At 39.8% G+C, this 23,074-nt stretch carries 23 protein-coding genes; 10 read left to right on the forward strand and 13 right to left on the reverse strand.

The genetic code is table 11. The features are described 5' to 3' along the window. Positions 1-9: 9 nt before the first annotated feature. The 8 genes from gatA to IPZ59_RS10735 all read right to left on the reverse strand — a co-directional run bounded on the left by gatA (position 10) and on the right by IPZ59_RS10735 (position 8,371). A complete protein-coding gene (gene gatA / locus IPZ59_RS10700; RefSeq protein WP_236136038.1) occupies positions 10-1,440 on the reverse strand; it encodes an Asp-tRNA(Asn)/Glu-tRNA(Gln) amidotransferase subunit GatA in 1,431 nt (476 codons plus the stop codon). A 21-nt stretch (positions 1,441-1,461) separates the two neighbouring features. Then, on the reverse strand, positions 1,462-1,665 hold the full coding sequence (gene tatA / locus IPZ59_RS10705) for a twin-arginine translocase TatA/TatE family subunit (RefSeq protein WP_236136039.1): 204 nt from the start codon (positions 1,663-1,665) through the stop codon (positions 1,462-1,464). A 113-nt stretch (positions 1,666-1,778) separates the two neighbouring features. Further along, a complete protein-coding gene (locus IPZ59_RS10710) occupies positions 1,779-3,020 on the reverse strand; it encodes a murein hydrolase activator EnvC family protein (protein WP_236136040.1) in 1,242 nt (413 codons plus the stop codon). Then, positions 3,020-3,766: a DUF4292 domain-containing protein gene (locus IPZ59_RS10715; RefSeq protein ID WP_236136041.1), complete on the reverse strand. Its 747-nt coding sequence runs from the start codon at positions 3,764-3,766 to the stop codon at positions 3,020-3,022. The genes IPZ59_RS10710 and IPZ59_RS10715 overlap by 1 nt, the downstream gene beginning before the upstream one ends. After that, positions 3,759-5,483, reverse strand: a complete 1,725-nt coding sequence (locus IPZ59_RS10720) for a tetratricopeptide repeat protein (RefSeq protein ID WP_317208005.1) — start codon at positions 5,481-5,483, stop codon at positions 3,759-3,761. Before IPZ59_RS10720 ends, IPZ59_RS10715 begins: the two co-directional genes overlap by 8 nt. Positions 5,484-5,604: 121 nt before the next feature. Next, complete coding sequence (gene dut, locus IPZ59_RS10725; RefSeq protein WP_236136042.1) at positions 5,605-6,039, reverse strand: dUTP diphosphatase; 435 nt, start codon at positions 6,037-6,039, stop codon at positions 5,605-5,607. Then, the gene (locus tag IPZ59_RS10730; RefSeq protein ID WP_236136043.1) at positions 6,036-7,559 is read right to left on the reverse strand and encodes a lipopolysaccharide biosynthesis protein; all 1,524 of its coding nucleotides are present in this window, start codon (positions 7,557-7,559) and stop codon (positions 6,036-6,038) included. Before IPZ59_RS10730 ends, dut begins: the two co-directional genes overlap by 4 nt. 26 nt (positions 7,560-7,585) lie before the next feature. Then, a complete protein-coding gene (locus IPZ59_RS10735; RefSeq protein ID WP_236136044.1) occupies positions 7,586-8,371 on the reverse strand; it encodes an enoyl-CoA hydratase/isomerase family protein in 786 nt (261 codons plus the stop codon). Positions 8,372-8,597: 226 nt separating this feature from the next. Here IPZ59_RS10735 and IPZ59_RS10740 point away from each other — a divergent pair, with 226 nt between their 5' ends. From IPZ59_RS10740 to IPZ59_RS10770, 7 genes are all read left to right on the forward strand, one after another. Next, positions 8,598-10,052, forward strand: a complete 1,455-nt coding sequence (locus tag IPZ59_RS10740; protein WP_236136045.1) for an NADP-dependent isocitrate dehydrogenase — start codon at positions 8,598-8,600, stop codon at positions 10,050-10,052. A gap of 160 nt (positions 10,053-10,212) precedes the next feature. Continuing rightward, the gene (locus IPZ59_RS10745; RefSeq protein WP_236136046.1) at positions 10,213-11,265 is read left to right on the forward strand and encodes a M42 family metallopeptidase; all 1,053 of its coding nucleotides are present in this window, start codon (positions 10,213-10,215) and stop codon (positions 11,263-11,265) included. A gap of 381 nt (positions 11,266-11,646) precedes the next feature. Next, entirely contained in the window at positions 11,647-12,642 is a 996-nt protein-coding gene (gene rhuM / locus IPZ59_RS10750; RefSeq protein ID WP_236136047.1) for a virulence RhuM family protein, read from the forward strand. A 30-nt stretch (positions 12,643-12,672) separates the two neighbouring features. Next, on the forward strand, positions 12,673-13,248 hold the full coding sequence (locus IPZ59_RS10755) for a hypothetical protein (protein WP_236136048.1): 576 nt from the start codon (positions 12,673-12,675) through the stop codon (positions 13,246-13,248). A 79-nt stretch (positions 13,249-13,327) separates the two neighbouring features. Then, the gene (locus IPZ59_RS10760) at positions 13,328-13,522 is read left to right on the forward strand and encodes a hypothetical protein (protein ID WP_236136049.1); all 195 of its coding nucleotides are present in this window, start codon (positions 13,328-13,330) and stop codon (positions 13,520-13,522) included. Between the two features lie 39 nt (positions 13,523-13,561). Then, positions 13,562-13,834 (forward strand): hypothetical protein, encoded by a 273-nt coding sequence (locus IPZ59_RS10765; RefSeq protein ID WP_236136050.1) that lies wholly within the window; start codon positions 13,562-13,564, stop codon positions 13,832-13,834. Positions 13,835-13,901: 67 nt separating this feature from the next. Beyond that, positions 13,902-14,660, forward strand: coding sequence for a metallophosphoesterase (locus tag IPZ59_RS10770; protein ID WP_236136051.1), 759 nt, complete (start codon positions 13,902-13,904; stop codon positions 14,658-14,660). Between the two features lie 70 nt (positions 14,661-14,730). Here the strand turns inward: IPZ59_RS10770 and IPZ59_RS10775 are convergent, their stop codons facing one another. From IPZ59_RS10775 to IPZ59_RS10785, 3 genes are all read right to left on the reverse strand, one after another. Then, on the reverse strand, positions 14,731-14,874 hold the full coding sequence (locus tag IPZ59_RS10775; protein WP_236136052.1) for a heme-binding protein: 144 nt from the start codon (positions 14,872-14,874) through the stop codon (positions 14,731-14,733). Positions 14,875-15,191: 317 nt separating this feature from the next. Next, complete coding sequence (locus IPZ59_RS10780) at positions 15,192-15,962, reverse strand: YdcF family protein (protein WP_236136053.1); 771 nt, start codon at positions 15,960-15,962, stop codon at positions 15,192-15,194. A 134-nt stretch (positions 15,963-16,096) separates the two neighbouring features. Beyond that, complete coding sequence (locus IPZ59_RS10785) at positions 16,097-16,354, reverse strand: hypothetical protein (RefSeq protein WP_236136054.1); 258 nt, start codon at positions 16,352-16,354, stop codon at positions 16,097-16,099. Between the two features lie 288 nt (positions 16,355-16,642). Between IPZ59_RS10785 and IPZ59_RS10790 the strand changes: the two genes are divergently transcribed. After that, positions 16,643-19,585, forward strand: a complete 2,943-nt coding sequence (locus IPZ59_RS10790) for an FAD-binding and (Fe-S)-binding domain-containing protein (RefSeq protein WP_236136055.1) — start codon at positions 16,643-16,645, stop codon at positions 19,583-19,585. Positions 19,586-19,809: 224 nt separating this feature from the next. Here the strand turns inward: IPZ59_RS10790 and IPZ59_RS10795 are convergent, their stop codons facing one another. Beyond that, on the reverse strand, positions 19,810-20,409 hold the full coding sequence (locus tag IPZ59_RS10795; protein WP_236136056.1) for a thioredoxin family protein: 600 nt from the start codon (positions 20,407-20,409) through the stop codon (positions 19,810-19,812). 329 nt (positions 20,410-20,738) lie between these two features. After that, on the reverse strand, positions 20,739-22,355 hold the full coding sequence (locus tag IPZ59_RS10800; RefSeq protein WP_236136057.1) for a S8 family peptidase: 1,617 nt from the start codon (positions 22,353-22,355) through the stop codon (positions 20,739-20,741). A 129-nt stretch (positions 22,356-22,484) separates the two neighbouring features. Here IPZ59_RS10800 and IPZ59_RS10805 point away from each other — a divergent pair, with 129 nt between their 5' ends. Both IPZ59_RS10805 and IPZ59_RS10810 read left to right on the forward strand, forming a co-directional pair. Continuing rightward, entirely contained in the window at positions 22,485-22,697 is a 213-nt protein-coding gene (locus IPZ59_RS10805; RefSeq protein WP_236136058.1) for a hypothetical protein, read from the forward strand. After that, a complete protein-coding gene (locus tag IPZ59_RS10810) occupies positions 22,684-23,031 on the forward strand; it encodes a type II toxin-antitoxin system VapC family toxin (protein WP_236136059.1) in 348 nt (115 codons plus the stop codon). The genes IPZ59_RS10805 and IPZ59_RS10810 overlap by 14 nt, the downstream gene beginning before the upstream one ends. Positions 23,032-23,074: the final 43 nt, after the last annotated feature.

Raw genomic sequence — 23,074 nt, forward strand, 5'->3', positions numbered from 1 at the left:
ACATTGATTTTAAGGTTTATTGATATCCATCAAATAGTCTGCGAAAGCATACAATTCAGCCTCTTTGAAGGAGTTTGCAATGATTTGAATTCCTACAGGAAGGCCTTTTTCATCTATGCCATTAGGAATTGATATAGCGGGTACGCCTGAAACGGACGCTTGAACGGTAAATAAGTCTTCCAGATACATGGCTACCGGATCATTGCTATGTTCTCCAAACTTAAACGCTGTGGAAGGCGTTGTTGGCATAATGATGTAGTCAAATTTATTCAATAAGTTTTCAGTAAACTCTTTGATTAGTCTACGTACTTTTTGAGCTTTGGTGAAATAGGCGTCGTAATAGCTGGCACTCAGCACGAATGTACCCAACATAATTCTTCGCTTCACCTCTTCTCCAAAACCTTCAGAACGAGTTTTTTTGTACATATTCTCCAAACTGTTTACACCGCTGGTTCTATACCCGTATTTTACGCCATCAAAACGCGATAGGTTAGAGCTTGCTTCTGCAGTTGTAAGAATATAGTAAGTTGGTAATACGTATTTCAATAGAGGGAACTCCACTTCTTCCACTTCATGCCCTTCATTTTTAAGTTTTTCCAACAATGCAAGAGTGTTTTTTTTAATCTCCGACTGCAAAGCGGGCGATTCAATGGTTTCTCTTAGGTAGGCTATTTTTACTCGCTTATCAAAGTGAAGTAATTCACTGTAGGGAGGTACTGGTTTTTTGGAAGAGGTACTGTCGAAATTATCATGGCCTGCCATAATTTCCATTACCAAGGCATTGTCACGGACGTTTCTAGAAAAAATGCCGATAGTGTCGAAAGAAGAGGCATAGGCTATTAAACCCCAACGGGAAACGCGAGAATACGTAGGTTTTATTCCAACTAATCCGGTGAAAGCTGCAGGCTGACGGACAGAACCTCCCGTATCTGTTCCGAGGGAAACGGTACAAAGATTAGCTTGAACGGCTACGGCAGAACCACCCGAAGAACCACCAGGTACACGGGTTTCATCGGCTGCATTCAGGGTTTTACCATGGCAAGAATTCTCGTTGGAGCTACCCATGCCAAACTCATCGCAATTCAGACGGCCAATGATGACAGCGTCTTCATCTATCAACCGTTGTACAGCAGTAGCAGTAAACTGAGATACAAAGCCTTTTAAGATGTTACTAGACGCATTGACTTCGTGGTCTTTATAGACCAAGACGTCTTTGATGCCTATTACCATACCTGCCAATCGGCCTGCTTTTCCCTCAGAGATTTTTTGATCAACCAAAGCTGCTTGCTCCATGGCTGATTCCGTATAAACTTCAACGAAGGCGTTGAGATGCGCCTTCGTCTGAATATTTTGGAGATAATAATTTACAATCGTGGTCACAGAGGTTTCCCCATTCTCCAGCGATTTTTGTATATCGTCAAAAGAAAGAAATTTTTCCAAAATCAAAATAATTGCTAAGCGTTAGTCTTTTTTCTTTTTATCGTTGAGTCCTTCCTCCAAATCATTTTGAATGTCTTTGGTGGCATCTTTGAACTCACGGATTCCTTTACCCAATCCTCTTGCCAATTCAGGGATTCTTTTTGCTCCGAACAAAAGAAGAATCACGAATAGGATGAGAATCATAGAACCTGGGCTCATTCCTCCGATAAATCCTAATGTAGTCATAATAGATCTGTTTTAGATGAATATTCCTTGCAAAGATACAGAACTGCGTAGCTAACACAAAAGAAAGCGACGCACAACTGTTCGTTTTTTTGTAAATATAAGGATATTTTATTTTAGCGTCCTGCCAGCCAACCAGACGGGTCCATAGGAGAAAGTCCTTTCCATGTTTCGAAATGCATTTCAGACACTCCGTCTTTGTTGGTATACACTTGCCCAATCACTTGCTTGGCCTTGACCTTATCACCTGTTTTTACAGAAATAACCTTGAGTTTACTGTATAAAGTGTAATATTCCCCATGTTTGATCAAAATGGTGCCTCCGTAGCCCGGAACTGTGGCAACTTTCACAACCTCTCCGTCAAAGACAGCGCGCACACCAGCATTAGGAGTGGTTTGGATGTCAATACCATCATTTGGTTCTACCACACCTTTCAAAGTTGGGTGGGGCTGATTCCCAAATCGCTTCGACACAAAACCTGATTCTACAGGCCAAGGTAATTTGCCTCGGTTACCTGCAAAAGAACTTGAAAGAGCTGCTGCTTCCGGAGTCAAAGGAATTGAGCTACCCGATGCTTTGGAAGCAGTGGAATTCGCTTTTTTTGCTTCGGCTTCCGCTCGTCTGATTTCCTCTTCAATGATGGATCGAATCAATCGATTCAGGTTTTCCTGCTGCTTACGAGCAGCTTCAATTTGTCTCCGAAGTTCTTGTTCTTGTTTATTCAAGGAATTAACAATGCCTTGCTGTTCTTGTTTGGCCTTGTCCAATTCCCGTTTTTGTTGCTGTTCTTTTTGGAGAACTTGCTGCTTTTCTTCTTTTTTCTTGGCCAAGTTTGTCCGCTCATTTACCAATTCTTCCGTAACTTTTTCAATTTGCGCTGCTTGCTTTTTACGGGCATCAGAATACTGTTTGAGGTATTTCAAACGCATGTAGAACTGCTTGAATGTGGTAGAGCTAAATACAAAAGCGGTTATCGTCAAACCTTGATTCAACTTGGCACTGGTGTATATCATTTTGGAATATTCCTCCTTAAGACTGGAGAGCTCATTTTCCAAAGATTTGATTTTAAATTCGGTATTTGCTATCTCCCGATCAATTAAATTGACTTCTCTGCTTAAGGTGCTGATATAAGTGACCCTTGCCTGTAATTGCTTGGTGACGGCATTTAGCTGGCCCACAGACACTTTTTTGGTCTCAGTAGTTTTTTTAAGAATCTGATCAAACTCCAGTAGCTTTTTTTGAATCTCTGCTTTTTCCTTTTCTAATTCTACACGAGATTTTCTGGTCTGAACGATGTTTTGTCCCTCAGCCATCCAGCCTATGCATAGCAAAAACAAGAAAATAAAAAGTTTCTTCATTAGTTAAACTGAAATGGGAAATTCAAAGAAGTTGACGTCCGTTCGATTCTGGAGATCTCCATATGGACCACCGTGTTTTGAGCCTCAGCACCCTCTCCAAGGATTAATTTGAACAGCATGTTGTTGGGGAATGGCTGTCCATCCACATCCTCAAAGGTAACATAACTAGCCATTAGTCCCCCTTTATCATTGATAGAGTTGCTCGTAAGTTCGGTAACTTTTCCATGACTCGTGCTTATTTTGGACTGGTATCTCACACCATCCCGTACTTGTGTTAAGTCAAAGTTGCTCCCGATCCTAATGAGACGATCCCTGTAGCTAAACTCATGTGGCACATTTGCAAAGGCCAAGTTTTGAATCAAATCAAATGAAAGATTCAAATCGAAACGGTCTTTCATTTCAGCAAAACTCATATTTATATCCTCACCGTTCAGGCGATCTTTGATTCTGATATAGTCTTTGGTAACAATGCCCCTGAGGGCTTCCAATCCCAATCCAGGCGTGACTGAAAACCAGATCACGCTGTCTTTTTTTGCTCGAAAGTTGATTGTTCCTTTTGTTACTTTTCCATTGGATTCCTCCAATACAATTCTACCTCTCGAACTTAGGTACTCAAAATCAAAGTAAATCCCCTCAAACTCCTGCATGATTTCATCCGAAGTATACAGGTTTGGTTTTTTGGCACATGAGAAAAAGAAAAATACCAATCCGGATAGTAATAATCCTCGCAAACTCACCTTAGTCATAGTACTTTTGATCTCTGATCTTTTTATTTAAAAATTCGGAGATGTCATCTCCTCCTTCTGCTTTCTTCCAATAGGTCATCGCTTCATTTCGTTTGCCTAAATGATATAGAATATCACCATAATGTTCAAACATTATACCGCTAGGATTTTCTTCACTCGCTAGAGCACGCTCCATAAAACTGCGGGCATCTTCGTATTCTTTCAATTGAAATAGAACCCATGCGTGTGTATCTAAATACGTGGCGTTTTTAGGAAATCTTTTCACCAGACCTTCAGACATTTTTTTCGCTTTTTCTAAATTCTGCTTAGAAAGGGATAGGAAATATGCATAGTTATTTAATACGTGCTCATCGTCTGGTTTTTCTGTCAGGACTTTATCATACATTTTAAATGCTTCTTCTTTTTTTCCTGCTTGGTGAAGGGCATCACCCAAAGAAGCCATTGCGAGTAAATCCAGTTGTTTATTTCTGCCACGGTTGATTTCTATTGCTTTTTCCAATGATTCAACGGCGGCTTCTCCTTTTTTCTGGGCCAACTTGGCAGTACCGTCAAAGAACCAGAATTCAGGTCTTTCAGGGAATTCATCAACTGCTATAATTGTGTAGGTTTCAATAGTCTCAAAATCCTGAGTAGATTCAAAGAGATTGGTGATGACTCCTTGCAAGACTTGTGCATTGGCAGGATTTATCTGCAAGGATGTCCGATACAATGCTAAGGCCTGTTCTTTATTTCCTGCGAAAAATGCACGGTCACCCACTACTGTATTGACATCGGCATCATTGGAATTTAATTCCAACATTGATTTTTCAAGGGTATCTAATAAGCGTTCTCTTCGTTCAGTTTTCATTTCCTGCAAGATTTCTGCAAAGGCTTTCGCTTTGATAGCAGGGTCCAGATCTGGGTTGGAAAAGGCGGTTTTGATAAAATCCTCGGCTGTAGCAACGTCTCCTCGTTCGCGGTAAAGTGCATAAGCTGCCATTTGTAATTCAGCCTGATTGGGGTACGCTTTTAGATTATCTTCAATTAAGTCAATGGCTTCTTGTGATCTCCCGTTGTTGAAGAGGATTTCTACCAGACTGATGACATTTTGAGCATTGCCAGGACTGGAGTTGATGAGCTTTTTACCTTCTTCTACAGCCGCTTTCAGGTTATTCCTTCGCAAGTAAATCCGCTGCTTTTGAAAAATCAGCTGATCAATTACCCCATAGTAATCCTCAGCTCTATCCAGTGCACTTAAGGCATTGTCAAAGTCACCTGCGGAGAGATATAAGGATGCCAAATCCAAGATATAATTTTGATTTTCTGTAGTATTGGCCATCAAGTCTTCCAAAATTTCTGCTGCCTTCCCCGGTTGACCCTGTTTGGTAAAAACCTCAGCCATAACCAGTCTATAATATTTATTGCTTGGGTCGGCATCTACTGCTTTCATTCCATAGGCTAATGCCTCATCTACTTGATTAGCTCGCAGTAGTATTTCTGCGACTTTAAAATTGGGAGCAGCCTCATGTGGTGTTAGCTCGAGGGTTTTTTTGAAATAAAAATAGGCTCTATCAAAGTCCTCCAGCATCATATAACGCTGTCCGTCAATGAAAAGGCGGTTTGCTTTTAATTGCTCCAATTCCTGCTTTTTTTCTTTCCTGGAAAGTTTTTGGGCAGAAAGCATAGAAGGTGCAGTCAAGCAAATGATTAAAAATATACTAATCTGAAGGATTTTCACTCGTAGGGAATATTTGGTTATGAGATTAAGGGTATGATTCTGCGCTCCAGGACATACCTTTCCGAATTCTAACGCAAACTTAATGCCTTTTTGTTTAGCAAAATATTAAAACTTGTTAGGGTTAGGATTTTCCTGTACTCCCATAGCCTCCTGCGCCGCGTTCAGTGTCTGATAAGAATTCCGTGGTTTCCCAAGTGATTTGTTCATGTCTAGCGATGACCATCTGGGCAATTCGCTCACCATCGTTGATCTCAAAGGGTTGATTGGAAATGTTCACCAAAAGAACCTTGATTTCTCCCCGATAATCGGCGTCCACGGTACCGGGGCTGTTTAGAACCGTCAATCCATACTTAAATGCCAAACCGCTGCGGGGACGGATCTGTGCTTCGAATCCAACGGGCAACTCTATGAATAAGCCTGTACCTATCAATTTTCTCTCCAATGGCTGCAATAGGACTGCTTCATCCAAATTGGCTCGTAGATCCATGCCAGCAGATGCAGCTGTTTGATAGGCAGGTAAGGAATGCTTGGAGCGATTAATAACTTTTACGTTCATGATTTTTTTTGATTTACCTGTTGAATGATTTGTTGAAGCTCTTTTTTTTCAATGATCAGAACGATCCCTACAAATAAAACTATGAAACTGTTTTGTAGTATAAATTCCACTAAAGGATTTTCTAACGAAACATAGTATCCAGCATAGCTAAACACAAATGCTAAGAATAGATAGAAAACGCCTTTTCCCGTTTGATAGGGGATAGGGAAATGCTTTTGTCCCCACCAATAGCATAGGATACTCATGACTAAGTAACAGCCAAGTGTACTCAAGGCGCCGCCCATAAATCCTAAACTTGGAATAGTCACAAGTAGAATTACCATGGTGACAATTGCGCCGATAAAGGTGATGTAAAAACTATACTTGGTTTTATCTGTGAGTTTGAACCAAATGCTGAGATTAAAATAAATGCCAAGTAGCAAATAGCCCATTAACAACACAGGGACGATGTAGGTAGCCCTGCTGTAACCTTCATTTCTTAATAATAAATTACCTAACCAACCCAAATTCACAGATACAGCAATCATCAGCGTACTGCAAAAGAGAATGAATACATGCATGACTCTTGCAAAGAGGGCTGGGCTATTTTTATCCGTAGATTGATTGAAAAAGAAGGGCTCTGCAGCATATTTGAATGCCTGAATTATCAGGTTCATTAAGATGGCTAACTTAAAATTTGCACCGAAAATACCTCCAGCTTCTCTACCTGTTAGGCCTGGGTAAAAATCATTTGGAATAAGATGTTCAAATAAATTTCTTGACATAGCTTCATTGACTACTCCTGCCAACCCCATAAATAGTAAGGGAAATGCATAGTGCCACATAGGGGAGAGATATTTTCTGTTAAGTTGGAAACTAAAGCCCCCCATATATTTGAATAGTACAGGGACCATCAGAGCGTTGGCTATCAAATTGGACAGAAGGATGTATTCTACCTCCCAATCAGGCTGGTAGAATTTACTGATGATTTCTTGCAATCCGGGAAGCCAATCCCCTAAGTGTATTTTTTTAAAAACGACAATGAACAGGATATTTAGTCCTACATTGATTAGAATATTGGAAAATTTGGTTAGAGCAAATTGTAACGATTTATTCTCTTTTCGAAGTCTCGCATATGGGATAGCCAAGATTGCATCAATAGCCAAAATCCAAGCGATCCAACGGAAAAGATACTCCTGTCCTGGATAATTTAAGACTTCGGCAAACCAAGGTGCGGAAAAATAAATTAGTGCACCTAAAGACAATGAACTCGTAATAAGCAGCGATTGTATTTGGTGGTAAACTTTGGTTGGGTCTAAACCCTTTCCCGTGGCAAATCGAAAATAGGTAGTCTCCATGCCATAGGTAAAAACTACATTAAAGAGTGCAATGTTAGCATATAAGGCCGTATATGCCCCCATACCCTCCTTAGACAAATAGGCCGTATATAAAGGAATGAGTAAAAAGTTTACTGTGCGTCCTAAAATGCTGCTGATACCATAAATAGCCGTCTGACCAGCAAGTTTTCTTAATTGACCCATAGGAGATAAAAATAAAAAAGGGGATGTTATTCCCCTTTAAAGACTGGTTTTCTCTTTTCGAGGAAGGCACTAGTACCTTCTTTGTAATCACCCGATTTGACGCAGCGGGCAAAACTATTGGCCTCTATCTGGTAACCATCCTCATTTGAGGTGTAAACGGCATTTACACAGTCTACAATCATTCCGATCGCTAAAGGAGCCTTGCTCATGATTTTCCTTAGAATTTCCTCTGACTTCTTTAATGCATCTTCTTTTGTTTCGCAAATATGATTAACCAATCCAAGTGATTTTGCCTCGGTTGCATCAATCATGTCTCCCGTCATCATCAACTCATTGGCTTTTCCTCTGCCTACTAAAAATGTCAGGCGCTGCGTTCCACCATATCCTGGGATAATTCCCAAGTTTACTTCAGGCTGTCCAAATCTAGCATGAGCAGTAGCTACTCGCATGTGACAGGCCATGGCTAACTCACAACCGCCCCCTAATGCAAAGCCATTGACCACAGCGATAACAGGTTTTGGACAAGTTTCAATCAAACTGAATATTTCTTGGCCATTTTCAGCGAACTTTCTGGCATTCAGCTCACTTAATTCAGCGATTTCACTGATATCTGCACCAGCAATAAATGCTTTTTCTCCCGAACCAGTAATAATTACCGCTTTTATGTTTTTGTTATCCACAACCTCTTCGAAGATTATTCGTAACTCCTCAAGGGTTGCAAAGTTGAGAGCATTCAGTTTGGATTCTCGGTTGACGCTTAGGTATAGAATCCCGTCACGTTCTTCCGATAAGATGTTTTTGCTTTCAGCCATAATTAAGGTGAATGTTAGACGTCAAATATACGAGTGAGGAGAGCATTCCCAAAGCATTTCTTAGAAAAATACAATGGATAAGTAATGAAAGGCCTAAATTTAAAAGAAAAGTAATGCATTGATTTATTTCGTATAACTGCTAATTTATGATAGGTTTATCCTGCCTTTCCGCTTTAATTTTGTATTTTTGCAGCGCCAAAGTAAAATCACAAAAACCCAATTATATATGTCTTCAAAAACGAAAATCACAGTAGCTTACGGTGACGGTATTGGACCTGAAATCATGCAAGCAACCTTGGATATCCTCGATGCAGCAGGTGCTCAACTGGAATATGATGTCATCGAAATCGGTGAAAAAGTATATTTAAAAGGAATCAGTTCAGGTATGGAGCCTAAAGCGTTTCAATCCTTAAGAGAGACCAAAGTATTTTTAAAATCTCCTATTACAACTCCCCAAGGTGGAGGTTTCAAGAGTTTGAATGTTACCACTAGAAAATCTTTTGGACTTTTTGCAAACGTCAGACCTTGCAAAGCATATCATCCATTTGTAAAAACTCATTTTCCAAAGACGGATTTGGTCATCATTCGTGAAAACGAAGAAGATTTATATGCTGGAATCGAGCACAGACAGACAGAAGAGGTATATCAAACGTTGAAATTGATTTCTCAGCCTGGTTCTGAAAAAATCATTCGCTATGCTTTTGAGTATGCCAAGAAATATGGTAGAAAAAAAGTGACTTGTATGACCAAAGACAACATCATGAAGTTGGGCGATGGTCTATTCCACAAAACCTTTGATGAGATTGCTAAAGAATACCCTGAGATTGAAAATGATCACAAGATTATCGATATCGGTTCGGCATTGATTGCTGAACGACCAGAAATTTTCGACGTGATCGTGACCCTCAACTTGTATGGTGATATCATTTCTGATATTGCTGCTCAAGTGACCGGTTCTGTGGGACTAGGTGGCTCGGCCAACGTAGGTGCTGAAGTGGCCATGTTTGAGGCCATCCATGGCTCTGCTCCTGATATTGCTGGAATGGATATGGCGAATCCATCGGGGTTATTAAATGGTGCGATTTCCATGTTAGTACACATCGGTCAGCCGGAAGTAGCAGAGAAAGTTGCCAATGCTTGGATGAAGACCTTGGAAGATGGTATTCACACAGGGGATATTTATCAGGAGGGTCTTTCTACCCAGAAAGTAGGAACCAAGGCATTTGCGCAAGCAGTGATCGAGCGTTTAGGTCAAATCCCTGCTAGTATGGTGCCGGCCAAGTTTGATAAATCAGACACGACGCCTATCAGCATCAAGCTAAGACCAGTAACCAAAGCCAAAAAAGAGTTGGTTGGAGTAGATGTTTTCATCGATTGGGATGAAGACAATAGAAATCCAGATTCGATTGGAGAAAGACTTAGAAAAGCAGATGCCAATGGGTTGAAATTGCATTTGATCACGAATAGAGGTGTAAAGGTATTTCCAGAGGGACAGCCAGAAACTTTCTGTACAGATCACTGGAGATGCAGATTCAAGACGGCTGATCAATCTGTGATCACTCATGAAGATGTGTTGGAATTGTTAGGACAGATCAAAGCATTGGGCTTTGACTTTATCAAGACCGAACATTTATATACCTTCGATGGTGTCAGAGGATATAGCTTGGCACAAGGAGAATAAAAAGCTAGAAGCTCCGGAGATATTCTTCGGAGCTTTTTTTAAGCCTTACGAAATCATTTTTTTTTTCAAGGAAGTTTCAATGAAGGGACCTTCTATTTAAAGGTGTCATTTCATATTTTTGAGGATACGTTCACTTTCAACAAAAAGCAATTTAAGATAGATGAGTATAGATGTAGCATTGCTAAGTAAAACCTGTGAAATCCCAGGAGCACCGGGTTTTGAGAAAAGAATTCGTGATTTTATAGTGGAACAGGTTAGTCCACACGCGGACGAGGTTCAAGTCGACAATTTGGGAAATGTCATTGCCATTAAAAAAGCAAAAAATAATCCATCGGGAAAACGGGTAATGCTCGCGGCCCACATGGATGAGATAGGCTTTATTGTCAAGCATATAGATGACAATGGGTTTTTGAGATTCCACACCTTGGGAGGTTTTGATCCTAAAACATTGGTGGCTCAGCGGGTGATTATTCATGGGAAAAAAGATTTAATAGGAGTGATGGGTACCAAACCCATCCATGTGATGTCTCCAGAAGAGCGAAATAAAATGCCACAGGTGACAGATTTTTTTATTGACATGGGCATGCCCAAATCAGAAGTGGAAAAATTCATCAGCATCGGCGATCCAATTACCCGTGATAGGGAATTGATAGAGATGGGGGATTGTGTCAACTGTAAGTCTATTGATAATAGAGTGGCTGTGTATATCCAATTGGAAACCTTGAAGCAATTGGAAAATCCAGCTTACGATGTATATGCGGCTTTTACTGTGCAGGAAGAAGTGGGTATTCGTGGAGCAAATGTAGCAGCTCATCAGATTAATCCTGATTTTGGAATTGCCTTGGATACCACCATTGCATTTGATGTACCTGGTGCACAAGCACATGAAAAGGTGACCGAATTAGGCAAAGGTACTGCTATCAAAATCATGGATGCCATGACTATTTGCGATTACCGCATGGTGGCATTTATGAAAGCTACAGCAGAAAAACATCAGATTCAATGGCAGCCCGAGATCCTAACAGCTGGAGGAACCGACACCGCAGGTGTTCAGCGTATGGGTAAACAGGGAGCGATAGCGGGAGCTATTTCCATCCCCACTCGCCATTTGCATCAGGTGATTGAAATGGCGCATAAGGAAGATATTGGAAATTCTATTCGCTTATTGAAAGCTTGTTTGGAGGAGATGGATCAGTGGGATTGGAAGCATTAGGGGAAAGGATGAAGGAGGAAGGATGAGAGAGGAAGCTCGCAGGATGCAAGGAAAATGCGGAAGAATTCGTATTCAAAAATCTGTATCCAAGTAGAGAAATTAAAATTCAGTTGTTAACTCCACCAATTTTCCCGGGTTAAAACCTGGTAAAATATGAGCATTTCCTGATCATATACGTGGGTTTTAACCCACTACCATGTAACGTCAGGGAACACACCAAATCACCGGAATAAATCTTTGAAAACTGTAAGGATTAGGATTTACCCAGCTAAAAGGAAGCAAAAGACAAAGCCTGTCCCGAATCAGGGAATCGAGAATGACACTAGATGGTGGTAAAGATTAATTGAGATAATGATTTTTCATTTGAATCAATAGTGAAATATGGAAAGCAGCAGCATTTTAATCTATCAAACCGAAGACGGTAAAACCAAAATAGAAACCCGCCTTGAAAATGAGACGGTATGGTTGACAATTGATCAGATGGCTGAACTTTTTCAAAAGTCCAGATCCACAATCAATGAGCACATACTTAATATTTATTCAGAAGGCGAACTAGATGAAGATACCTCTAAGAAAAAAATCGGAATTTCCGATTTTTCTACCAAGCCTACAAATTTTTACAATCTTGACATCATTATTTCTGTCGGTTACCGTGTTAAGAGTTTTCAGGGAACCAAATTCAGGCAATGGGCCACAGCAAGATTGAGAGAATATCTTATAAAAGGGTTTACCCTAAATGATGAGCTACTCAAGCAAGCGGGAGGAGGGAATTATTTCGATGAACTTTTGGCTCGCATCCGTGACATACGGAGTAGCGAAAAGGTATTTTGGAGAAAGGTCTTGGATATCTATGCTACTAGCATTGATTATGATCCAAAAAGTGATCTTTCCGTGCTGTTTTTTCAGACTGTGCAGAACAAAATACATTGGGCGGCTCATGGACATACTGCTGCTGAACTGATTTATAAACGGATCGATGCTGCCAAACCCAATCTGGGTCTTACAAATTTTAAAGGGGCTAAACCTACCAAACAGGATTTGGAAATTGCCAAAAATTACCTCAATGAGGAAGAACTGAATATGCTCAATCGAATGGTGACAGCTTATTTGGAACTGGCGGAATTGCAAGCACTCAATCGTAAACCTATGTATATGAAAGATTGGATTGAGCGATTAGATGATTTCCTTAGAATGACAGGAAATGAAATTCTAACCCATGCTGGCAAGATCAGTCATCAACAGATGCTTGATAAAGCCAAACTAGAATATGAAAAATATAAAGCTTTAACGGTTTCAGACCTGAGTGAGGCTGAGAAGCATTTTGTGGATTATCTGGAAAAGGAAACAAAAAAGCTGACTAACAATAGTAAAAAATAAATATTTAGTTATTTTTGAAATTATATGGAGATGAATCAACAGAACTCAAACAAGCCTTCTTTGACGGGATCGATAGAAAAGCTAATTGAAGCTTGTAAGCAAGAGGATGCTTACAATTCTGCCGGTTCGAAAACCATGAAGTGGGTGTATAGCCTATTTGGAGGGATAGCACTTTTAGCAGCTTGGGTTGTATCTATTGAATCCTGCGATTGTACGTATGACCGTGCGATTGCATATTCTTTCTTGTTTGGTGTTGCCTACTTTCTAGGGTATCTTTTTTGGGAGCAGAGAAAAAAGGCAAATTTCAGCTATGTTGTTCCTGCAGCTAAGCTTTTACCCTTGATTATACAGCGATTTGATATACAGGTCATTCAATTAGGAGCACTCATTCCTCCATTGCTAAGTGTAGGAACTGCCTTATCATTGGTAGTCAACAATCCTAAAGAAGACGACTTAAATTGGGTCAACTTTTGCTGGGTCTTTGGTTTATTCTTGTTAATCATTTTCATTTTTGCCTATGTTGGTTATCGGATTTGGAAGACTAGACAGCAGCCTTTGGTAGTAGAGGCAAGGAGATTGTTGGGGGAGTTGGATATGGCTAAATAACTGGATTTAAATTCAGTCAATTTAATCTTTTGCATATTAGATTATTCTGAAAATTTATCTTATTGATTTGTTAAATCTGATGTCAGAAATAGTTCAAGCTCATGTTTTCAAGCCAAGTGAACGATTAGAGTTGTTGGATAAGCGAAAAAATTTAATTGGTTGGTTTTTCGTTTTACTAGCTGTATTACTTTTCATACTTGATTATGCCTTTGTTGGATTGGCCATAGGTCTTTCTATATTTTCAATTTGCTATTTTCAAGCGTTTTTAAAATGATGGCAAAAAGAAAAGGTATTTGGATCATTTCCAGTTAAATTGAACTTTTATTCCGATAGATTTAACTTAGATGGAGAAGTTTTTAGGATAGATGAAGTCAAAATAACCAAACTTATTTGTTATGACTATGAGGGAAGGGATAATACAGGTTATGTCTTTGTGGTTAAATATCCTATGCGGTCCAGTGGTTCATGGAATCATCTTTCGTTTATTACTAATGGTCAAGAGGTAACTATGCGTTTTAGGCTTCGTTCATTTTTGGATAGTAAGAAATTGGAAGACTTGAAGCGCCATTGGGGGATTATTGACTAAGGTTTACTTTGAATGTTACATTGAAAAAATTGGATAATCAATCATTAAACGAATATTATATTTAACTATGACAATCCAATATGCCTCAGATCTTCATCTAGAATTCCCTGCCAACAAGCAATTTTTGAAGAGGAATCTTTTGCAGCCAATGGCAGATGTTTTGGTATTGTCGGGAGATATTGTCCCATTTGTGCTCATGGATAAGCATCAGGAGTTTTTTAGTTTTCTTTCGGATCATTTTAAAGCTACTTATTGGCTACCGGGCAATCACGAATATTACCATTTTGATATAGCCCAAAAAAGTGGTGTGTTGCATGAAACCATTAGAAGTAACGTGTTTTTGGTGAACAATACTTCGGTGGTTCATGATCATGTGCAACTTATTTTCTCTACCCTGTGGAGTCATATTAGTCCAGAATATCAATGGCAGATTGAACGTAGCTTGAGTGATTTTCATGTGATCAAAAATAAAGGTTATCGTCTTTCAGCGGAGAAATACAATCAGCTGCATTTGGAAAGTTTGGAGTTTTTGACCGATGAATTAAATGACAGGAAAGTGGACCAGGTAGCTGTTTTTACCCATCATTGTCCAACCTTTCTCAATTATCCTCAACAATACAAGGATAGTATTCTCAATGAAGCCTTTGCAGTGGAGCTGTACGACCTAATTGATACATCCAGAATAGACACTTGGGTGTATGGGCATCATCATAGCAATACCGCTACATTCCAAATTGGAGATACTAAACTATTGACCAATCAGCTGGGCTATGTACAGCGCAATGAGCATTTGCTTTTTGAAACAAGTAAAGTCATAATGTTATGAGAATCAAAACTGGAGAAAAAACTCGCCTAATCGAATTTTTCTCCAAAAATTAGTTTTCAATTAAGTATCGCTATTCCATCAAACCCACAGCCTTCAGCGCTGCTTCAGCGATGATCCCGTCTTGAGCAGAAGTAACTCCTGAGATACCAATAGCGCCAATGAGGTCTCCGTTTTTGAATATAGGCAAGCCACCTTCTACAGCTGTTATGGGCATGGTTTTATAAGGATGATATTATTTTTCACACGCTTAGTATTCATCAAGTTTTCAAATTTGCAAAAATAAGCATGTAAAGGAGCATTTTTTCACGCTACTGTCCCAACGTATGGACGCAACGCTCGCAAGGGAGGACATTTAATTTTTTTGTTTCGCTTGTAGGATCTCCCTTCTTTTATTTTTCTTGATTCCCCGATCTTCTGGACAAGCTTTATCTCTTGTTTATTGTCTCAAAAACTCTAACATCACACTCCTGCTTGCAGCAGGCAAGTCTAGTATCTCGCTTCTAATATCTAGTATCTCGCTTCTATTATCATTTACATATACCCTGCCACCTTATACATCGCAATACCCATCCACTCTTTCACCAATTTGTGCCACATAAAAATGGCATAGGGGTCTGGGTAGAAAAGATGGGGGATGTCCCATTTGGTATCGCTGGCATAGTAGTCCGTAGGGAAAGGATAAGTGATGAAACCAGCCTTTTCAAAGCAGCCTTTCGCTCTTTTCATATGGAAGGCTGATGTAATTAATATAAAGGATTGATCTGCCGGGATATCAAGCTCTTGTAAGGTTTCCTTTGTGAAAATTGCGTTCTGATACGTGTTTTTGGCTTGGTCTTCTATGATAATATCTGTTTCCGGAACTCCTGCAACCAGTAAAAAGTCTTTCAAGAGTTTAGCTTCTGTATTGGGGTTGGTTGGATTAAGTCCTTGGCCTCCCGTAATCAAAATCCTGTTGATATTACCTTCTTTATACAATTGAAGCGCATGAGTAATCCGATCTGCTCCTTTATTGAAAAACGTACGGTCATAGGTAGTTTTACTCAGGTTGGTTACACCAGTAAGTACAATACCGATATCATGTTTGGGAACCTCGCTCAAGGGGATAAAGTTAGGTTCCCACCGTTGCATGGCCCAATTGGCTAGAAATTGATTGCTGAAAAAACATAGTGATATTATACTTAGAAGGATGATTTTCTTTCCTTTTTTCCTGTCAGGCCAATAAAAACCAGTGATTAATCCGAGGAAGATCAGTGTCAATGGCATCACTAGGAAACTGAGAAATTGGGATAGAATAAAAAACATAGAAGCCTATTTTGCCCAAATGTAGGGAGTTTTCAACTGCAATGAAATACAGCTTATGATAGTATAAGAGTTTTGGTAATTAACGGTACTGAGTATTTGCAATTGAGGGTAAGAAATGATCTGACCAATTTGTATCATCCAAGAAATAAAAATAAAAGAATGGCAGTAGCAATAATTCCTAAGAATACACCGAAACTCAATCGTTTCTGAAATATTTTTCTGCTATGTCGCTCATCGATAAGAGCATTGTAAATAGCAGGATCTACTTTTTCATTTCGATTTCCTGCTTTATCATGATACGGATTATCTTTCAACGGAGCACGTTTGCTTTTGATGCTTCTGTTATCCTTGAAAGATTGAATCATGTTAAACCCTGAAGTTCCACCCGCCATAATCGTAATTTTAAGGCAGTATACTAAAAAAATATGAAAGCTACAAGGTAGAAGGGACACAAAGGCACGAAGGCACAAAGCGTTAGTTTACATTGATTCAAGACTTAGTTCTGGTCCTATCCTTTCAACAGTCTACAGACTGTTTACCAGCAGTCTAAAGACTGCAACCATTCTAGTCCAAGTCTCAAGACTTGAACTATCCTGTTTTTTCTGTGTATTCCGTGCCTTCTGCGAGAAATAATTCCCCTTTTTTCCATACTCACAAAATTCTCTGTGTATTTTTGACACATGAGTACAAATCCCACAAACCTATTGCCTTTTTTGCAAGCACTTGCCTCTTCTTTGGAGGGAGAGTTGAAGTTTGATTCCCTGAGCAAAACCCTCTATGCTACGGATGCTTCCGTATATCGGGAGATTCCGTTGGCAGTGGCTTTTCCAAAGTCTGAAAAGGATATTCAACTGCTTATTGCCTTTGCTAAAAAACATCAAACTTCCCTGATTCCCCGTACAGCAGGAACTTCCTTGGCAGGTCAATGTGTGGGCAATGGTATCGTAGTGGATGTTTCCAAGCACTTTACCTCCATTATTGAGTTTAATGCGGAAGAAAAGTGGGTGAGAGTACAGCCGGGTGTGGTAAGAGATGAATTGAATCGCTTTTTGAAACCTCATGGATTGTTTTTCAGCCCTATCACATCCACCGCCAATCGGGCCATGATCGGTGGGATGGTAGGAAACAATTCTTCTGGGACCACTTCCATCGTTTACGGCGTTACCCGAGATAAGGTGATGGAATTGAAGGTGCTCTTAAGTGATGGAAGTCCTGCGGTTTTTGGTTCACTAACTTCTGAAGTATTTGAACAAAAACGACTTCAGTCGGATCTGGAAGGAAAACTGTATCAGCAGATTTGGGAAGAACTCCAGGCAGAAGACGCTAGAAAGGAAATTCACGAACAATTTCCTAAAAAGAGTATTCACAGAAGAAATACGGGGTATGCGGTAGACGAACTTTTGAAGTCCGAGCTATTTGAAGGGGATGAGCCTTTCAATTTTTGTAAGTTATTGAGTGGTTCGGAAGGGACTTTGGCGTTTACCACAGAGATAAAAATCAGTTTGGATCCGCTCCCAGACCCCATCGAGGTCGTTGTAGCGGCTCACTTTGAAAGTATCCATCAAAGCATGAAAGCGGCTCAAGTTGCCATGAAGCATCCTGCGACTGCCGTGGAGTTGATGGATAAAATCATTTTGGATTGTACGAAGGAAAGTATTGAATACAGTAAAAACCGATACTTTGTGGACGGAGACCCCAAGGCAATTTTGATGGTGGAGTTCACGGGAAAATCGGAAGAGGAAGCGAGGGGGAAAGGAGAGAAATTAATTGAGGGTTTGAAAGCCGCAGGACTGGGTTACGCTTATCCAGTTATAGGTCCTGATCAAACCAAGGCCGCTTGGGCCCTCCGAAGTGCTGGCTTAGGTTTATTAGCGAATATTCCAGGTGATCCCAAGGCTGTTGCCTGCATTGAAGATACGGCTGTAGATATCGAGGATCTGGCCGATTACATAGATGAACTCGATGAAATCCTCAAAGGGTTCAATCAAGATCCCGTGCACTACGCGCATGCGGGAGCCGGAGAAATTCATATGCGTCCGATTTTGGATTTGAAAAAGGCCGAAGATGTAGAGGAGTTTTACAGAATTTCTGAAGCATCTGCGAAGTTGGTCAAGAAATTCAACGGCTCACTTTCTGGAGAACACGGGGATGGACGGGTAAGAGCCCCTTTTATCCCGATGATGGTTGGGGATAAAAATTATCAGTTGTTTAGACGCATCAAATACACTTGGGATCCTGACAATATCTTCAATCCGGGTAAAATAGTAGATACTGCACCGATGAATACTTCCTTGAGGTATGAAGTTGGTATGCAAACGCCGGAGCACAATACAGCACTTGATTTTTCTCAAGTGGGAGGGATTCTTCGCTTAGCAGAAAAGTGCAATGGAAGTGGAGATTGCCGAAAGCTACCGAGTTCTGGTGGTACCATGTGTCCAAGTTATCAAGCTACCCGCAATGAGAAAGATACTACCCGTGGACGGGCCAATACCTTACGGGAATTTTTGACAAAGGATAAACCTTCCAATCCTTTCGATCATGCAGAGATCAAAGATGCCTTGGATTTGTGTCTTTCCTGCAAAGGTTGTACCGCCGAATGTCCTTCCAATGTAGATATGGCATCCATGAAAGCGGAGTTTTTGTACCAATATCAGCAGACGCACGGTGTTCCGCTTCGCTCCAAAGCCTTTGCACATATCAATGAACTGAATAAACTTGGTTCTTTAATACCAGGTTTAACGAATTTTTCTTTAAGCAATTCCTTGACAGGAGGATTGTTGAAAAAAGTTTTGGGAGTTGCTCCTCAACGGGATTTGCCTGTGATAGCCAAAGAGAGTTTCCGTCAATGGTTGAAAAGATCTGCTAGCAGTATACCTGTGAAGCAGCCTGTGATCAAAGAAATTTACCTTTTTGTAGATGAGTTTATCAATTTCAATGAGCCTAGTATTGGCATTACTACGGTGAAGTTATTGAAGAAATTGGGTTATGAGGTGCTGCTGGTTGATCATGAAGAGAGCGGTCGCTCAGCTTTATCAAAAGGATTGCTAGAAAAAGCAAAGAAACATGCCAATGCAAATATCCAAACCTTTAAAGACTTGGTCAGTGGAGATCGGCCTTTGGTAGGAATTGAGCCATCGGCTATCTTGAGTTTCCGAGATGAATACCCACGCTTGGTGGATAAGCACTTGGTGGAGGCTGCTAAGAAAGTCAAGTTTCATACTTTATTGATAGATGAGTTTATTGGGCGGGAGATTGCGGCAGGAAATATCACTGCTGAGTCTTTTACCAAAGAATCCAAGACCATCAAATTGCATGGGCACTGCCATCAAAAGGCCTTGTCATCCTTAAACTGGACGCAAAAATTATTAAGCCTCCCGCAGAATTATACCGTCGAAACGATTCCTTCGGGTTGTTGTGGCATGGCTGGTTCCTTTGGTTATGAGGAGGAACACTACGAGCTGAGCATGCAAATAGGGGAGATGGTCTTATTTCCCGCAGTGCGGTCCGCTAGTGAGGAGACACTCATCGTTGCGCCTGGAACTTCCTGCCGTCATCAGATCGCAGACGGTACCCAACGAAAGGCTTTGCATCCCGTGGAGGTGTTGTTTGGGGCGTTGCTTTGAAAAAAAGTAGCTTTCTGTTGAGTAATATTTAAAAACGTTTAACTAAAAACGCGATAGTTTAGTACTAAATCCTTTGTGTCTTAGCGTCTTTGTGGCTATAAAAAAGTTTAAATTGCCACCAAGGCTCAAAGACACAAGGGATTTCTAAAGCCTTAACCAGAAAGGCTTTAGATTTGAATAGTATGAGGATGGTTATCAGATTCCTTTCTTAATTTAAATTTATTTTAAATCAAGTTCATCTCACCATCCTTAACTTTAATCACGACCTCCTGTAACAGCGCAGTCAATTCTTCTTGGATTTCTCGACCTTTATTGCTGTTATACCAATTTTGAACAGCAGTCAACACTTCGTCAAAAGCTGCATTACGTGCTTTCAACTCTGTATATAGAGCTTGACAACCAGCTGGGCGTGGTCCCCAAGTTGCTAAATCATTTCCATGCTCATCCCGGATAACTAATTTAGGGATAGCCTTTGCTCCATTGGTAAGGTACTTCTCTATGCTGAATGGCACAGAATCCCTCAATTCAAATGTGAGGTTGATGAGACTATTTTCTTGAGCGGCCAACATAATAAACGGATTCACATGTGCCGCATCTCCGCACCAAGGTTCGGTGATGACTAACCATTGTTGAGGGCTTTTGATTTCGCTCAATACTGATTTTAACTCTTCTGAAACTGTTTGAGTCTTCAACCAACGATTTTGCCTGCTGGTATTTAATCTTGTGTATTCCAAATAGTCAGCTTTGTTGTAAGGTGCTGTTTGTTCGTTCAAATTTGTTTGTACAATGGAGTTCATGTAGCCAAGGTACTGCTCGGTATTCATAGGATTCGTTGGTTTAGTTTTTACTATGGTGGATAAGGCTTTTGTTATCACCATTCATAAATCAATTGAGTAGCATGAAAGTTCAAAAAAAGGATGAAAAAGCGTATGCATCAATTGTTCCTATTCCATAAGTAGGTGAAAAAAAATCCTCTAATCGACTAAGTAATATTTAGTCGACTAGAGGATTCATTGCTTTTGGAAGCGCTTTGATTAGCAACTTTTGAAAGTAGGTTGAATCTTTTCCAAGGGTTACGTGCGATCAATAGAATTCATGGAGTCTATCAATCAATTTTGTAAAAGTTTTCTTAACCTTTCAACCAAGCAGTACTTTATTGTAGCACAACTTTTCCGCTATTGACAGCTTTGGCCAATAGCAAGGCTTCATACAAGTTGGCAATTTTGCCAGAGCGGGAAACCTGATTGAGTCTTACTTTTTGGGGATTATCTCCATTGACAAAAACTTCAAATTTAGGACTAATGCCTGATTGCATGATGATTTGCTTTACTTGAATGGCGGTCAATGCTGGGTAAAGTCCTCGTATTTTGGCTGCAATTCCCGAAACTGCCGGAGCAGCCATAGAGGTTCCACTCTGAAACTCATATTCATTTTCAGGCATGGTTGAGTAGATTCTAGCTCCGGGTGCAAAAACATCCACATTTAATCGACCGTAGTTGCTGAAAGAAGCAATCATATTTTCATCCCAAGATGGTGCTAAAGCTCCCACAGTAATGACATTAGGAGCAAACTCGGGTTCATTCAATAATTTATGGTCATTTGGGAAGTTAGGATTTTCTGGGTCGTCCAAGTCCATACCATCATTACCAGCAGCGTGTACGAGTAATACATCCTTCTCTGCGGCATATTTAATGGCGTCATACACCCATTCAGCATTGGGAGAAAAAGGCTTTCCGAAGCTCATGTTGATGACTTTAGCCCCATTATCAGCAGCATAGCGAATAGCCAAAGCAATATCTTTATCGTATTCATCCCCATTGGGTACTGCTCGGATGGACATAATTTGTGCATTGTTCGCAACTCCCTTAATTCCTCTGTTATTGTTTCTGTCAGCAGCAATAATACCTGCCACGTGAGTACCGTGGCTTTCGTCTTTTACTCGATGCATAGGGTCACCATTACCATACTTGGCATCTGTAATGTCATAAGGATCATCGCCCACCAAGGCTCTTCCATCAAAGTCCAATTTCAAATTGTAATCCAACTGATCCTTGTAATACTTAATCGCTTCATCAATTTGATCAAAAACTACCTGAATGGTTCCTTCTTCTGATAGAATATCTTGCATCAACTCTATATGCATAGGCGTGACCTCGGCATCTGTAGGGAAGGTTGCTAAGTCTTTTGCTGTATAAGAATCTTTTCCTAGTTTATTTCGGATAAGTTGATCGGTGTATTGAAAAATTTGATTCATCATCAGCATTTCTTCTGCAGATGAAGCTGCTTTTGTCAAATCTTTTTCAAAGCGTGCGCGAGCTTTTTCCTGTAGGGAGGCATCTCCAATTCCTAAATTGACAATGCGAGTAGCTTCTAATTGTTCATGGTAGGATTCACCCAAAAAGTTGTATCCATGGATGTCGTCGATGTAACCATTTCCATCATTGTCTTCCAAATCTTCGGCAATTTCTCCGGTATTTGTCCAAAGAACTGTTGATAAATCCTCATGACCTAAGTCAATTCCTGAATCAATCACTGCAACAATCACCTGCGGTACTGACTGATTTTTTATGATTTTCTTGTAAGCTTTATCCACAGACATCCCCGGAATTTTATCCTTTTTGGGGTCTAGGTGTGCCCATGATTGTATGGCTTCCGGATTTTTGTCAAAGATACTTTTAGAACCACCGCAGGATGCTAAAAATCCTGCAAGAATCAGCATTGCCAATCCTTTTTTAAATTGTGCCGTGAGGCTATTTCTACTCTTAATCATGCGTTAATATTTTCGAAGCCACAAATTGGGGAATTTTTTTTGAATCAGCTTTGCGCATGGCTAATAACTTGTAAGAATGATAGGAATTTGCTTAAAATTATAAATCATTTATTAGTCATCTAAATTGAAATGAAATTAAAGGAGAAATTGTTATTATTGAGTAAAGAAAAACTTATGGTGACAATAATCAAAAAAGGTATGTCCAAAAAAAAGGCAAAAATGCTCGTGGATGAGGCTGTAAATAAATCTCAGAAAAAGGATATTAAAAGATATGCTGGTATTCTGAATACAAAAATTGACCCATTGGAATACCAAAAGAAAATAAGGGATGAATGGGAATAGCCTCTTTGTAGATACAAATATTCTTTTATATTTCTTAAAATTTGATTCTCAAATAGTTGAGATGATTTCTGATAAAAATCTAATTTTATCAGTTATTTCAGAAATTGAGCTTCTTTCATTTCCAGATTTGGGAAAATTAGAAGAAGATCTGATAAATGAATTCCTTGATAATTGTGTTGTCTTTGATTTAAGTTTAGATATCAAGGGATTGGCAATTAGGTTAAGAAAAAAGTATAAGTTAAAACTACCCGATGCAATCATTGCCGCATCTGCAATTAATCTAAACATTCCTTTATTGACAAGTGATAAAGGTTTAGAAAGATTGAAGAATTAGAATTAATTATCTATGATTTTTCATGATTGTAATTTTTCAATAT

This window comes from Mongoliitalea daihaiensis (assembly GCF_021596945.1).
Taxonomy (GTDB): domain Bacteria; phylum Bacteroidota; class Bacteroidia; order Cytophagales; family Cyclobacteriaceae; genus Mongoliitalea; species Mongoliitalea daihaiensis.